Below are 13,309 nucleotides of genomic sequence, written 5' to 3' on the forward strand. Positions count from 1 at the left end.
TCCTTATTAGGTAAATCGCTGTGTTTTATGTCACTGCTAACGTGATTTAGTGTTGAGTTGGCAGTGTATTTATTTTATTGGCAACGCCATCAGCCATCGTCGCAATGCTCAAAGCAAAAAAGTAAGAGCTATTCCAATGCATGATAGTACGGAAATTTTGGGTGACTAAATAACTTCTATGCAAATCATCATCAGGAATTATCAGCCATACCTTCATATCATCACTTAATTGGCTATTAGCGGGTAATTGCACCCCTAGCGCCTTCCATTGTGCGACCGTTTTTTGTTGCTCTGTTTTTATACCTTCCAACTGTTGATTAAAATTAGCAGGTAAACTGACTTGTTCCCCCCAAGGGAGATCGCGTTGCCATCCCTCTATTGCTAAATAATTAGCGGCTGAAGCAAACGCATCTTCACGGCTATTCCATATATCAATGTTGCCATCACCATTGCCATCAGCAGCGTAAGTCAAAAATGAAGATGGCATAAACTGTGTCTGCCCCATTGCGCCTGCCCAAGAGCCTTTTAAACGCTGGCCTACAGGTAAATGTCCATTTTCGATTATCTCAAGTGCGGCCATTAATTGGCGACTAAACAAAGCCTCACGGCGACCTTCAAAGGCTAATGTGGCCAGTGCTGAGATAACATCTTCTTTCCCTTGTACTCGACCAAAACCACTTTCTAATCCCCATAAGGCAACAATATAATTTGCAGGCACACCATATTGATTGCTGATCTGCGCTAGGGTTTGTTGGTTAGCTTGATAAAGTTTCGCCCCTTCTGCGATACGTCCTTTCGTCACCACTCGAGGTAAATACACATCTAAAGTAATTTTCTTTTCTGGCTGATTACGGTCTGATTTCACCACTCTGTCAATAAAGTGAATTTCCGAAAAGGCAAAATTGATAGTTTCAGGTTTATAACCCAATTCAGCCGCTTTTTGTTTTAAAGCATCTACATAAGCAGGAAATTGTGCAGGTGTCCGTGACTGTTTTGGAAACGCCTGTTCAAGTGAGGCAACATCAATCTGTTTCCAGCGAGCCGGTGCCGATGTCGCAATATTGGCAATTTCACTTGTTACAGGTTTTTTTTCTGCACTCTTCTGATGGCTATCTGCACAAGCAGATAGCAAAACAGTAGAAACAATCACCGCGATGAACGAATATTTGAACATTTATGCTCCTTTTATCTCGATGATTTATTCAGTTTTTTCTGAATTTTTTAATTCATCTAAATAAGCATTTAACATACTTTCGACGGGAGGTGGCACTTGTAGATAAAAACCTTGGTCAGTCAACGCTTGTTTGACTTTTTCTATGTCTGCATTCGCTAAACGCTGTCTTTGCGCGAGATCTAGCAACATTGCAAACTGTGGTTCACCAAAACTTTGTAATAATTCCTCAGGAATTCGAGAGAAATCATCTTTTTTTTCGATGTATAAATAAGTTTGATCACGCTTGGTACTACGGTAAATTGCACAAATCATTTTCATTAAACTCTAATTATTAAAATAAGCGACTTGCCTGAATATTTTAGTAAATATAACATGCTTATATAATTTCGTAATATCGTCTCTGGTTTTTTGTGCCAGATTATAGAAAATTTACTGAGTCAGATAGATGTCAAACACGCCCATTGAGTTAAAAGGCAGTAATTTTACCCTCTCGGTACTTCATTTAAATGATGGATCACCGAAGGTTATTCGTCAGGCTATTTCAGATAAAATTGCCCAAGCGCCTCAATTTCTGAAAAATGCGCCTGTTGTTATCAATGTCTCTGCTATCGCAGATCAAACGATTGATTTTAAAAAACTGAGGCGAATAGTAGAAGATGCTGGCTTACGTGTTGTGGGAATTAGTGGTAGTCATGACGCTCAACAAAAAGAAGCGATAATTGCCGCACAGTTACCTATTCTAAATGAAGGTAAAATAACTAAGCCAACAGCTCAGGCAAATAACGATAAAACGAATGAAGTACCGATAAATGTACGACAAAAAACCAAAATCATTCATACACCAGTGCGTTCCGGGCAACGTATTTACGCACCAAATAGCGATTTAGTCGTGTTAAGCAATGTCAGTGCTGGCGCTGAATTAATCGCAGACGGTAATGTGCATATTTATGGTGTATTGCGTGGACGGGTTCTTGCCGGTGCATCAGGCGACCAAGAGAGCCATATTTTTTGTACACATTTATCTGCAGAACTAGTTTCCATTGCTGGTCAATATTGGCTAAGCGACCAAATTCCTACAGATTTTGTTGGCAAATCAGTCCAACTTAGTTTGCAAGAGAATGAATTAACAATCGAGAACTTAATTTAGAGCATCGACAAGGAATCACTCCATGGCACGCATTATTGTTGTTACGTCAGGTAAAGGTGGGGTTGGTAAAACAACTTCCAGCGCGGCCATTTCTACCGGCCTCGCTCAAAAAGGGCATAAAACGGTTGTTATCGACTTTGATATCGGATTACGTAATCTTGACCTAATTATGGGTTGTGAGCGTAGAGTCGTTTATGACTTTGTTAATGTTATTCAAGGTGATGCTACTTTAAATCAAGCCCTGATTAAAGATAAACGTACAGAAAACCTTTATATCCTCCCGGCTTCACAAACAAGAGATAAAGACGCTTTAACCCGTGATGGTGTAGAGCAAGTGTTAGATGAACTGGATGAAATGGGTTTTGATTTTATTATTTGTGATTCACCTGCAGGGATTGAAAGTGGCGCACTTATGGCACTCTATTTTGCAGATGAAGCCATTATCACCACCAACCCAGAAGTCTCCTCTGTACGTGACTCAGACCGTATTTTAGGTATTTTAGCCTCTAAATCACGTCGCGCTGAACGAGGTGAAGATCCTATTAAAGAACATCTTCTATTAACACGCTATAATCCAGGCCGAGTAAGCCGTGGTGATATGTTAAGTATGGAAGATGTGCTAGAAATTTTATGTATTCCACTGCTGGGTGTTATTCCAGAAGATCAATCCGTTTTACGTTCATCAAACCAAGGTGAGCCTGTTATTCTTGATAGTGAATCTGATGCAGGTAAAGCTTATTTAGATACAGTAAATCGTTTATTAGGTGAAGAACATCCATTCCGTTTTATTGAAGAAGAGAAAAAAGGCTTCCTAAAACGCCTTTTTGGGGGGTAAAAGATGGCTTTATTAGATTTTTTTCTGTCGCGTAAAAAGTCGACAGCAAATATTGCCAAGGAGCGCCTACAAATTATCGTAGCAGAGCGTCGACGTGGCGATACTGAGCCAGCTTATTTACCTGATATGAAAAGAGATTTATTAGGTGTTATCTGTAAGTATGTGCAGATAGATCCCGATATGCTATCTGTTCAGTTTGAGCAGAAAGGCGATGATATCTCCGTACTAGAATTAAATGTGACATTACCTGAAAATGAAGAATCACCTAAGTGATCATATTTAATTCGCTGATATAAGCTAATGATCCACAGAGCCAGCTATAAACTATCACATATTTGCTTGGCTCTGTGTTTTTAATTATATATAAACTGGCTGAATACAAATGTGCAAATAGCGCTATATATTGTTGCTATTTTAAACATTCATTAATAATAAGTTGGAGTTGCTATTTATTGGATGATAGAAGGATGATAGAAACTCATATTGGGTTTGAGAAAATTTCAGGCTAAATAATTACTCTTTAGCCTGAATTAATATAACGTGATATTAAGGATATTGCGCCAAAATTGCAGTAATTTTTTCTGCTAATAATGCTTTACGCCAGCGTGAAAGCAATTCAGGCTCCCCTGTTTTAATTTTCCAGTGAATATTAAGCAATTGGTTTATTTGTCTTCTTGAGGCTAATAACTCGGGGTTATAACGCTGTCCTTCACTTACCTCTTGGATCACCGTTTTTATTGCTTTAAAGGCTTTTTTATAGTTAGGTTGTTCAATTAAATTGCCAATAGGCTCAGGACAATCTTCATCTTTGATCTGTTTGGCTTTAGCAACAAAATCCAACAAGCGGCGGCCATGACAACGAATTTCTTGCCCCGATAGAGAAAGCGCATCTAATTCAGCAAGAGAGGTCGGTAAATAGCGTGCTACTGACCATAAATGCTCTTCCCTTACAACAAAGTTTAATGCCATATCACGAGCTCTAGCTTGATTTAAACGCCATTCTGCCAACATTTTTAAGCATGCTAATTGTTGACCTCGTAATTGCCATGCATTACCAATATCGCGATAGGCAAGCTCTGGTGATACGGTCTCTTGGCGACGCTCGGCTATCATTTCACACTCATCAACAATCGCGTCCATATAACCGGCTTCTTGTGCCTGTGCAATTAATTTCTTCGCTAGAGGTAACAAATAAAACACATCACCACTCGCATATTGGCACTGTTTTTCGGTTAATGGGCGCGCCAGCCAATCTGTTCGTGATTCACTTTTATCGAGAGCAATATGTTCATATTTTTCTACTAAGGTCGCAAAGCCACAAGAAATGGGATAGCCCAGAAAAGCGGCCACGACTTGGGTGTCGATCATGGGTGTCGGAACACAACCAAATTGATGAGAAAACACTTCAAGATCTTCACTTCCAGCATGCAAATATTTAAGGACTGCGGGATTAGTTAATAATTCAACAAAAGGAGTCCACTCAGTAATGGTCAGGGGATCAATAAGAGAGATCTGTTTACCATCGTACATTTGGATAAGCCCCAAATGTGGGTAATAGGTGCGTATACGGACAAACTCTGTATCTAATGCAATTTGTGATACCTCGGACGCTGCTTTACAGACATCTTCTAGTGCTGTGTTTGTCGTGATAAATTGATAATTCAAAACAGGTTTCTCTTGTGTTTTTATGTCTAATGACTTTTTCGTAAAGACAAAAACGCCGGTATAAACCGGCGAATTTATCAAAGGTTATACTTTGTTGTATCAAGATCCAGTTGATGTTTTCAACTGTTTTTCTTCATTTCTTAATTCTCTGCGTAAAATTTTACCAACATTTGACTTAGGCAGCTCTTCTCGAAACTCAATAATCTTAGGTACTTTATAACCCGTTAAGTAACGGCGACAATGAGTTTTAAGTTCATCTTCTGTCAATGAGGGATCTTTTTTGACAACAAAGATTTTCACAGTCTCACCCGAGCTTTTACTCGGTACACCAATAGCTGCTGATTCTAAAACTTTCGGGTGCGCAGTAACCACTTCTTCAACTTCATTAGGATAGACATTAAATCCTGAAACCAAGATCATATCTTTTTTACGGTCAATGATGCGGATAAAGCCTTCATCATCCATTGTGGCAATATCACCTGTGGCAACCCATCCATCATGTAGTACTTCTGCTGTCGCATCAGGACGATTCCAGTAGCCTTTCATGACCTGAGGGCCACGAACCCACATTTCACCGCCTTCGGTGCGAGACACTTCATTACCTTCATCATCCATAAATTTTACTTCCGTTGAAGGTACAGGAAGCCCAATACTACCACTGTATTTTTTTAGGTTATAAGGGTTACCTGTTACTAAAGGCGAACACTCAGTTAAACCATAACCTTCTAATAGATGCTTACCGGTTAATTCTTCCCACTCTTTCGCAACACTACTTTGTACGGGCATTCCGCCACCAACAGAAAGGTTGAGCTTAGAAAAATCAAGTTGACGAAACTCAGGATTATGTAACCAAGCATTAAATAGTGTATTTACCCCGGTAATCGCCGTGACAGGATAACGCGATAACTCTTTAATAGTACCTTTAACATCTCGTGGATTCGTTATCAGTAGGTTTTTCCCGCCAACTTCAATAAATAACAAGCAGTTCACGGTTAAAGCAAAGACGTGATACAAGGGTAAAGCGGTTACCACCAGCTCTTTCCCTACATTAAGTGCAGGAACATAAGCGGCTTTAGCTTGTTCTAGATTAGCCAACATATTACGATGAGTTAACATCGCGCCTTTCGCAATTCCTGTGGTACCACCAGTATATTGTAAGAAGGCTAAATCATCTCCAGTAATTTCTGGCTTAATATATTGCATTCGGTAGCCTAAATGCATCGCTCGACGAAATGATATCGCGTCAGGCAAATTATATTTTGGGACTAATCGCTTGATATATTTAACCACAAAATCAACCAGTGTCGCTTTAGGACGAGATAGCTGATCTCCCATACGTGTTAAAATAACGTGTTTAATGCTGGTGTTAAAGACGATTTTTTCCAGCGTATGGGCAAAGTTAGAAACAATGACAATAGCTGTGGCGCCACTATCATTAAGCTGATGTTCAAGCTCTCTTGGTGTGTAGAGTGGGTTTACATTAACCACTACCATACCGGCACGAAGAATGCCGAAAAGCGCTATAGGATATTGCAGTAAGTTAGGCATCATTAAGGCGACACGATCACCTTTTTTCAATCCTAAGCCATTTTGCAAATAAGCGGCAAAAGCACGGCTACGCTCTTCTAGTTTGCGGTAAGTCATGACCTCGCCCATATTGATAAAGGCGGGTTGATCTGCGTAATTTGCGACAGCGTTTTCAAGCATCTCCGCAAGAGATGCAAAACGGTCCGGGTCAATTTCAGCCGGAACATCTGCCGGATAACGTTTAAGCCAGACTTTTTCCAAAGTAGTACTCCTGATTAATCGCACTTCTTGGTTAATATTATGTTTCTTTTTAACAAAGTATTAACTCATCCTACCAGCACAAACAATTTTCTGTTGTGAAGATGCGAAGTGTATCACTAAATTTTTTCTTTTTATGTTTAACAAAAAAGAAGGCGGTCAAAACCGCCCTCTCTTTTGTTGTCTTCATCTTTAATAATTATATTAGATAATTGCCATCCAATATATTACAGGCATTGATTATACACCGTTTCAAACTCATAAAGGTAAAATATTATATCGTCATTAACGATTATTCTAGTTTATTACTCCAAAACGGGGACAACTTGGCCAGTGCCATATGGATATGCCCCATAGCCACCATAGCCATAATTATACCAGTAAGGGGCATTACCATAGTATCCCCATGTCATAACAGGCGCAGGCATAATAACTTGTTGCGTTAATGTCCAGCGTTTCATTCCTGTAACATCGATACGTAAAAATGGATAAACGGCTTCACCCACTTTGCCTGTTTTTACACCTTTGATCGTACCCACTACCGTGACATACTGATTTTTATAATCTGTTGGATCTAAAAAATGGGTAACATTCGCATAAAGACGACCAACAGAAGGTTGCTGTAACTCAGGAGCCGCATCATAGTGAGAAAGTGGCATCACAGCAATTTCTAACTGGGTTGATGAAGGTAGATTCTTAACCTCAATCACTCGCCCACCAAAACGACCTTCTTGACCGACATAAAGCTCCGGTGCCGCTAGAACTACATTTAAGTCAGTAACAGGAGTTGCTGTTGTCCCTTTAATAGATTCAGGTATAGAGACGCAGCCCGTTAGTAATAGAGCGCCAGATAAAAATAGCGCTTTACTTACCAAACGGTAGTTTAATTGTCTGTTCATAAACCACCTCTTTGTACGTCATTAAGTACGTTACACGCTAAGATAACTATAGCGTCACTCTGTCACTTCTAACAGAAAATCGCTAACAATCTATTCCCGTCCTGGTAATTTTTTCCAAGTGACTTCATTACGTAAATAAACAGGCTCGGCCTCTTCTACTTTAGTTGCTTTCCCTTCATGCCATGCGGTAACGGCAAGTGGCAACATATCTTGTGCCGCAGGCAAAGTAATTTGCGTTTCAACCACGGTAAAAGGCAATGATAAAGCTAAATCAGGATAAGCTTGCCACCCCGTACCCGCAATTGCCCAGCGACCGGTGATAGCTTGTAGCGTTTCGGCAAATTGTTCTGGTTTCATTACCGCTTCTGTTTCTTCACCAGACCAAATGCCAGCGTCATTACGCTGATATTGGGCACAGTAGATTTCCCCCATACGGGCATCAATGGCGACTAAAACTTGCTTAATGCCTGTTGTTCTAAAAACGCCTTCTGCCATAGTGGCAAGAGAAGAAATACCAATCAGTGGCAAATTAGCCCCTAGTGCGATACCTTGCGCAACACCGACACCAATGCGAACACCGGTAAAACTGCCCGGACCACGACCAAAAGCGAGGGCATCTAAGGATTGCAGTGATAAATTGGCTTCTTCTAAAGCACTTTTCACCATTGGTAAAATTTTTTGTGTATGTTCACGCGGTGAAATTTCAAAACGTGAAGCAACGACACCTTCATTCCAAACCGCAACAGTACAAGACTCAGTTGCGGTATCAATTGCTAAAATTCGCAGTGACACGCCATAACTCCGGCAGATTCAATAAGTAAAAAGAGAAAGAATAATATCATAATAGTATTCAACAGAATAAATACACATCATATGTAATCACTATTATGACTCCGACACTATTTCATTTCGTTGCGCCCGTTGGCTTAAAAAATAACTGGTTTTTTCTAATGAACGGGTTCGTGGTGATGGGGGCAAACTACTTAAAAACACTTCCCCATAAGGCCTTGAAACTAATCTATCATCACAAACAATAATGGCACCATAGTCATGTATATCGCGGATCAAACGCCCGACGCCTTGCTTTAGAGTGATCACCGCATCAGGGATTTGTACATCCCGAAATGCATCACCACCACGTAATTGACAATCTTCAATACGTGCTCTTAATAATGGATCGTCAGGTGCGGTAAAGGGTAATTTATCAATGATCACACAAGAAAGTGTATCTCCCCTGACATCCACCCCTTCCCAAAAACTTTGTGTCGCAACAAGTAACGCATTGCCTGAGGAAACAAATTTTTTCAATAATTGCGATTTCCCCATTTCGCCTTGCATTAACACGGGAAGTGGTAAGCTGGCTTTAAACTCTTCGGCTAATCCACGCATCATAGCGTGAGAGGTACAAAGAAAAAAACAACGCCCCTGATTTTTTAAGATCACAGGAGCCAGCATAGCGGCTAAACGCTTCGCAGTGTATGGTTGATTTAACGGAGGTAAATAACGTGGTACACAGAGCAACGTTTGATGTTGATAATCAAATGGGCTATTTAAAATTAATGTTGTGGCATTTTCCAGTCCTAATCTATCTGTGTAATAAGACATTTTTTCATCTACAGAGAGTGTTGCAGAAGTAAATATCCAACTACTTTTATGGGACTTTATCAGCTCACGAAATTTATCAGCAACCGAAAGTGGCGTGATCGCCAGTAAAAAATGACGACCATAGCTTTCAAACCAATAACTGTATCCGGCAATCGTCGTATCAATTAGGCGTTTTAAACGATTACGATAAAGTGTTGCCCGTTCAAACGCACTATCCAGTAATTGGCTACGCCCTAAAGAGAGCTTCATTACATCATAACTTAGCTCTAACGCATCATCTAATAAGGTTAAATAGCGTTTGGTTTCCTTATTTTGTAATAGTTCCCTTAAGTTACCCCGAAAACCCGTATCACCTAAGCTAAGACGAAAATCTTGTACCATTTGAGTTAAACGGTCAGCACTTTTTTGCAGTTGCACTTGATCACGCACCTCAGTGCGATACGCCACAATCATATCGCGCGCTAGATCGAATAATTGACGACTAGTGAGCTGTTGACCGAAGTAGTGGCTCGCTATATCAGGAATTTGATGCGCCTCATCGAAGATCATTATCTCCGCATCGGGGATCAGCTCACCAAAGCCAGTATCTTTTACTACCGTATCTGCCATAAAAAGGTGATGATTAACAATCACCACATCAGCGGCTAACGCATTTTTACGGGCACTTAATACATAACACTCTTTGTAGCGAGGACAATCACTGCCCAGACAATTATCATTAGTGCTAGTCACCAGTGGCCATACTTTGCTATCTTCCGCCACACTATGACAGCGACTAATATCACCATCTTCTGTTTGCGTTGACCATTGTCGTACATGCATAACATCAGCAAGTACTTCTGCTTCTAAATCACCGCCACTGAGCATTTGCTGATCTAAACGTTCTAAACACAAATAATTAGAGCGACCTTTTAATAAAGCCGTTGTACCATCGTAGTCTAGCGCTTCTATTATGGTGGGGAGATCACGACTATACAGTTGATCTTGTAATGCCTTAGATCCGGTAGAAATGATAGTTTTTTTCCCAGAACGTAATGCAGGCACAAGATAGGCATAGGTTTTCCCTGTCCCAGTACCCGCTTCTGCAATAAGCACACCTTGTTTATCAATAACCTCTGTTACTGATATCGCCATTTGTCGTTGAGCTTCACGGGGATGAAATCCAGGAACGCGTCGGGTTAAAATCCCGTTTTCTGCAAAATCGTCTGACACAGGCATACTCTTTTTATAAAATAAGACGTAAATTATGCCAGTGGATAGCTAAAAGTACCACCCACGTTGTTAATACAAAGGAGAATTTATCGTGACTATAAAACGTATCGATCCAGAGGACCGTTGGTCTGAAGCGGTTATTTATAATGATACTGTCTATTACACTGCAGTTCCTGAAAACTTATCAGGGGATATAATCGAACAAACTGCAGATACATTAGCTGCTATTGATGTGTTATTACAAAGAGTGGGATCGGATAAAAGTAAGATCCTTGATGCAACACTATTTTTAGCAGATAAAGCCGATTTTGCAGGTATGAATCAAGCATGGGATGCATGGGTTGCTAAAGGGAGCGCGCCAGTACGTTGTACCGTTCAGGCTCAACTCATGCATCCTGAATATAAAGTAGAAATTAAAATCATCGCTGCTCTCTAATTTTTTATTAGCACCCGCACATGCGGGTACTATTTTCTCTTATATGTCGGATCAGCTAATTCAATATAATAATTTGATAAATGATCATGCCCATAACATATACCAATATGACTGTTTGCCATAAAAGTTAAAAAAAACTCTAATGGCCCATAAAATTTTTGGCTCGTAAAATGACGTAACGTAAAAATAGTTATTTTTCTTAACGTATCGGGTAAATGGATTATTTTAATTTTTTTATCTAATACGCTTCCTGCGAGTTCACATATTTGATTCAAAGATAGAATATCCGGTCCACCTACAGTGAATTCATTTATATTGGTTGTCATTTTCTCGACAATAAATTGCGCTAAATCTTTTCCAGAGATAGGATTTATTTTTTGTTCGCCATCACCAAATAAATAAACTTTACCTGATGCCGCCATCTGCAAAAAATCCCCCATATCGCTAAAATAGCCATTAGGTCTTACAATACAGTATGCTAAATTGGCTTGTTTTAATTTATCAACAAAGCGCTCCTTTGCTTGAAAAATCTTTAGATTTCGGTGTTTTTCGCCATCAATAGCCGAGATATAAATAAATTTATTAACCTTCGATTTAATCGCTTCTTCTAATAAATTGGCATTTGCCTGATAATCCACATCCATATAGGTTAACCCTTCTTTTTGCCGAGTGATCCCTACCGTTGATATCACGCAATCAATATTTTGAGCAATCAAAGAAAGTTGCTCTGGTTTTGTGATCTCGCCAATAAATATATCATCAACATCAGCAAACTTTGTCGCTTGTTGATGATTTCTAACTAAAATACGTACCCAATATCCTTGTTTTTTTTAATTCTTGAACTAAAAAACCACCCAAATATCCTGTTGCTCCCGCGACTAATATCCGTTTCATTTCAACTCCTTTCTTTTTTAATTATCATGAAAAGTAACATCAATGATAAATTAATAGCAACTGCGTTTAGCATAATAAATGCAATATACTCACCGTTGTTAGTGATAGATTCTATTGCATCTTCAAATTTCACTCTTTTTAGTGTTGAAATAGTAAGGTTATTTTTAATATAAATTTTTGTTATTTTAAACACATCGTTTTTAATAGATATTTATAGAAACAAAAAAGCTAAGTTTACAAGAAACTTAGCTTTTTTTATTTAATATGCTTTACTTTGCTATGTAAAATAGAGTTAAGCGAATTTAATCATTATCATACCGACTAATAATAATATAATTCCACTCCATCCTTTATAATTTAGGCGTTGATTAAATAAGATCCACCCAGCGGCGATAGTGGCAATAATACCAAAAGCTCCCCATAGTGCGTAAGCAACAGAAAGCTCTATCCCCTTTACGGCCATTGCCAATGAACTAAATGCGCCTAACACACAAAGCAATGACAATATTCCCAACCCCCAACGACTAAAACCGTTAGACATTTTCAAGAATATATTGGCCACGATTTCAAGCACAACAGCAAGAAGAAGAAAAGCACCATGCCACCATTCAAATTGAGCTAACATATTAAGCCTCTTTAACATTAGAAGAAATTGGCTTATTAACTCCCTTTACCACAGTAGCAACCTGTTTGGCTTTTCCGGCAATATTTTTTACCGAATCGGTTGTTTTTTTAGCAACCGCCGATTTTTTAGTGCCTGACTTAATCAGAGTGATCCCCGCAATTAACATTGCTAAACCACCTAATTTTAATGCTGACAGTGATTCACCAAACCAAAGCACGCTAAATGTTGTAATAATGACAATTCCAATACCTTCCCACAGTGCATAAGCTACACCTAATGCCACTTTTTTTACGGCTATGGCTAAAAAGATATAGGAAGTGGCAATCATTAACCACATAACGATCATACCAGTGTAACCACCGCTGACACTGGCATACTTCATTGATAAAGTGCCGATCACTTCACAGATAATAGCTAAAACTAAAAATATCCAATAAATCATTTTTCATCTCTCATACACGTTTAAAGCACGCCTAAACGTTTCTTGCGCAGAAGATAGAGAATATGCAGATAGTCTTTCTGGCGGTATAAAACCGAACGTTAAGGCAACGTTATTTCCTGATATATCAGGAAGTAGGATGAGAAATTTCTATAATGCGCCACACCAGTAGTGTTCGCTGGATAAAATAGCAGAAAGGAATAACTTATAAGTAGAACGTTTAACTTTTACGCTTTTGGCGCTAGTCATGATTATTTATTCTTTCATCGCGCAGACCATCCGCACGATATACTCCGAACCCTCATATAATATGGATAAATGTTACATGATATTTCTATCATGCCGAATTATTTAAAGCAAGGATCTTCTGCAAAAATTTTTTAGGTGATTGATTGGTTTTATTTAGGTTTTAAGTTGAAGATTGCAATACACTGCATAGTTAATCAATTCTTAGCTGAACTTGTTATTAATTTATTCATTTATATCGCAGTAATTATGCTTATTGACATCCTCCACGCCCTAAAGGACGTGGATCCCTACTGCGTTCAGACTGATGTCTGAATCACCTCGGCGGGTTCCTGCTTCGACGGGCG

The 13,309-nt window shown here is 39.2% G+C and carries 14 protein-coding genes; 4 read left to right on the forward strand and 10 right to left on the reverse strand.

The features are described 5' to 3' along the window. Window positions 1-46: 46 nt before the first annotated feature. Together ACYUCW_RS09500 and ACYUCW_RS09505 are read right to left on the reverse strand one after the other, a co-directional pair. Complete coding sequence (locus ACYUCW_RS09500; RefSeq protein WP_460408465.1) at window positions 47-1,174, reverse strand: lytic murein transglycosylase; 1,128 nt, start codon at window positions 1,172-1,174, stop codon at window positions 47-49. 24 nt (window positions 1,175-1,198) lie between these two features. After that, the gene (locus ACYUCW_RS09505; RefSeq protein WP_004247993.1) at window positions 1,199-1,486 is read right to left on the reverse strand and encodes a YcgL domain-containing protein; all 288 of its coding nucleotides are present in this window, start codon (window positions 1,484-1,486) and stop codon (window positions 1,199-1,201) included. A 133-nt stretch (window positions 1,487-1,619) separates the two neighbouring features. Here ACYUCW_RS09505 and minC point away from each other — a divergent pair, with 133 nt between their 5' ends. Genes minC through minE form a run of 3 tightly spaced genes read left to right on the forward strand, consistent with a single transcriptional unit; the run spans window position 1,620 to window position 3,429 of the window. Further along, window positions 1,620-2,321, forward strand: a complete 702-nt coding sequence (minC, locus tag ACYUCW_RS09510) for a septum site-determining protein MinC (RefSeq protein WP_049210477.1) — start codon at window positions 1,620-1,622, stop codon at window positions 2,319-2,321. Between the two features lie 22 nt (window positions 2,322-2,343). Next, window positions 2,344-3,156, forward strand: a complete 813-nt coding sequence (minD, locus tag ACYUCW_RS09515; RefSeq protein WP_004242782.1) for a septum site-determining protein MinD — start codon at window positions 2,344-2,346, stop codon at window positions 3,154-3,156. Window positions 3,157-3,159: 3 nt separating this feature from the next. Next, on the forward strand, window positions 3,160-3,429 hold the full coding sequence (minE, locus tag ACYUCW_RS09520; RefSeq protein ID WP_004242781.1) for a cell division topological specificity factor MinE: 270 nt from the start codon (window positions 3,160-3,162) through the stop codon (window positions 3,427-3,429). A 273-nt stretch (window positions 3,430-3,702) separates the two neighbouring features. Here minE and rnd read toward each other — a convergent pair whose 3' ends face one another. The 5 genes from rnd to ACYUCW_RS09545 form a co-directional block, all read right to left on the reverse strand. Next, window positions 3,703-4,821 (reverse strand): ribonuclease D, encoded by a 1,119-nt coding sequence (gene rnd / locus ACYUCW_RS09525; protein WP_004247992.1) that lies wholly within the window; start codon window positions 4,819-4,821, stop codon window positions 3,703-3,705. A gap of 99 nt (window positions 4,822-4,920) precedes the next feature. Next, window positions 4,921-6,609, reverse strand: coding sequence for a long-chain-fatty-acid--CoA ligase FadD (gene fadD / locus ACYUCW_RS09530; RefSeq protein WP_004242778.1), 1,689 nt, complete (start codon window positions 6,607-6,609; stop codon window positions 4,921-4,923). Window positions 6,610-6,911: 302 nt separating this feature from the next. Beyond that, complete coding sequence (locus ACYUCW_RS09535; RefSeq protein ID WP_004242776.1) at window positions 6,912-7,505, reverse strand: Slp family lipoprotein; 594 nt, start codon at window positions 7,503-7,505, stop codon at window positions 6,912-6,914. Window positions 7,506-7,595: 90 nt separating this feature from the next. After that, window positions 7,596-8,297 carry a tRNA (adenosine(37)-N6)-threonylcarbamoyltransferase complex dimerization subunit type 1 TsaB gene (tsaB, locus tag ACYUCW_RS09540; protein ID WP_004251334.1) on the reverse strand — a complete coding sequence of 234 codons (702 nt, stop codon included), beginning with the start codon at window positions 8,295-8,297 and terminating at the stop codon, window positions 7,596-7,598. Window positions 8,298-8,390: 93 nt separating this feature from the next. Then, window positions 8,391-10,328, reverse strand: coding sequence for an ATP-dependent DNA helicase (locus ACYUCW_RS09545; protein ID WP_080591810.1), 1,938 nt, complete (start codon window positions 10,326-10,328; stop codon window positions 8,391-8,393). Window positions 10,329-10,413: 85 nt separating this feature from the next. Here ACYUCW_RS09545 and ACYUCW_RS09550 point away from each other — a divergent pair, with 85 nt between their 5' ends. Beyond that, window positions 10,414-10,758 (forward strand): RidA family protein, encoded by a 345-nt coding sequence (locus tag ACYUCW_RS09550; protein ID WP_004242773.1) that lies wholly within the window; start codon window positions 10,414-10,416, stop codon window positions 10,756-10,758. Between the two features lie 29 nt (window positions 10,759-10,787). On the opposite strand, the gene ACYUCW_RS09555 is transcribed toward ACYUCW_RS09550, so the two are convergent. From ACYUCW_RS09555 to mdtJ, 3 genes are all read right to left on the reverse strand, one after another. After that, the gene (locus tag ACYUCW_RS09555; RefSeq protein WP_460408468.1) at window positions 10,788-11,564 is read right to left on the reverse strand and encodes an SDR family oxidoreductase; all 777 of its coding nucleotides are present in this window, start codon (window positions 11,562-11,564) and stop codon (window positions 10,788-10,790) included. Window positions 11,565-11,944: 380 nt separating this feature from the next. Next, window positions 11,945-12,277: a multidrug/spermidine efflux SMR transporter subunit MdtI gene (gene mdtI, locus ACYUCW_RS09560; RefSeq protein WP_004247986.1), complete on the reverse strand. Its 333-nt coding sequence runs from the start codon at window positions 12,275-12,277 to the stop codon at window positions 11,945-11,947. Window position 12,278: 1 nt separating this feature from the next. Then, a complete protein-coding gene (gene mdtJ, locus ACYUCW_RS09565; RefSeq protein ID WP_004242769.1) occupies window positions 12,279-12,719 on the reverse strand; it encodes a multidrug/spermidine efflux SMR transporter subunit MdtJ in 441 nt (146 codons plus the stop codon). Window positions 12,720-13,309: the final 590 nt, after the last annotated feature.

The sequence above is a fragment of the Proteus sp. MB838 genome (assembly GCF_054767435.1).

What these genes read in the sequence shown, in the direction of transcription:
- minD (WP_004242782.1), top strand. Translation starts at nt 2,344, where the DNA reads ATGGCACGCATTATTGTTGTTACGTCAGGTAAAGGTGGGGTTGGTAAA.
- ACYUCW_RS09505 (WP_004247993.1), bottom strand. Translation starts at nt 1,486, where the DNA reads ATGATTTGTGCAATTTACCGTAGTACCAAGCGTGATCAAACTTATTTA.
- mdtJ (WP_004242769.1), bottom strand. Translation starts at nt 12,719, where the DNA reads ATGATTTATTGGATATTTTTAGTTTTAGCTATTATCTGTGAAGTGATC.
- ACYUCW_RS09500 (WP_460408465.1), bottom strand. Translation starts at nt 1,174, where the DNA reads ATGTTCAAATATTCGTTCATCGCGGTGATTGTTTCTACTGTTTTGCTA.
- minE (WP_004242781.1), top strand. Translation starts at nt 3,160, where the DNA reads ATGGCTTTATTAGATTTTTTTCTGTCGCGTAAAAAGTCGACAGCAAAT.
- mdtI (WP_004247986.1), bottom strand. Translation starts at nt 12,277, where the DNA reads ATGTTAGCTCAATTTGAATGGTGGCATGGTGCTTTTCTTCTTCTTGCT.
- ACYUCW_RS09535 (WP_004242776.1), bottom strand. Translation starts at nt 7,505, where the DNA reads ATGAACAGACAATTAAACTACCGTTTGGTAAGTAAAGCGCTATTTTTA.
- ACYUCW_RS09545 (WP_080591810.1), bottom strand. Translation starts at nt 10,328, where the DNA reads ATGCCTGTGTCAGACGATTTTGCAGAAAACGGGATTTTAACCCGACGC.
- minC (WP_049210477.1), top strand. Translation starts at nt 1,620, where the DNA reads ATGTCAAACACGCCCATTGAGTTAAAAGGCAGTAATTTTACCCTCTCG.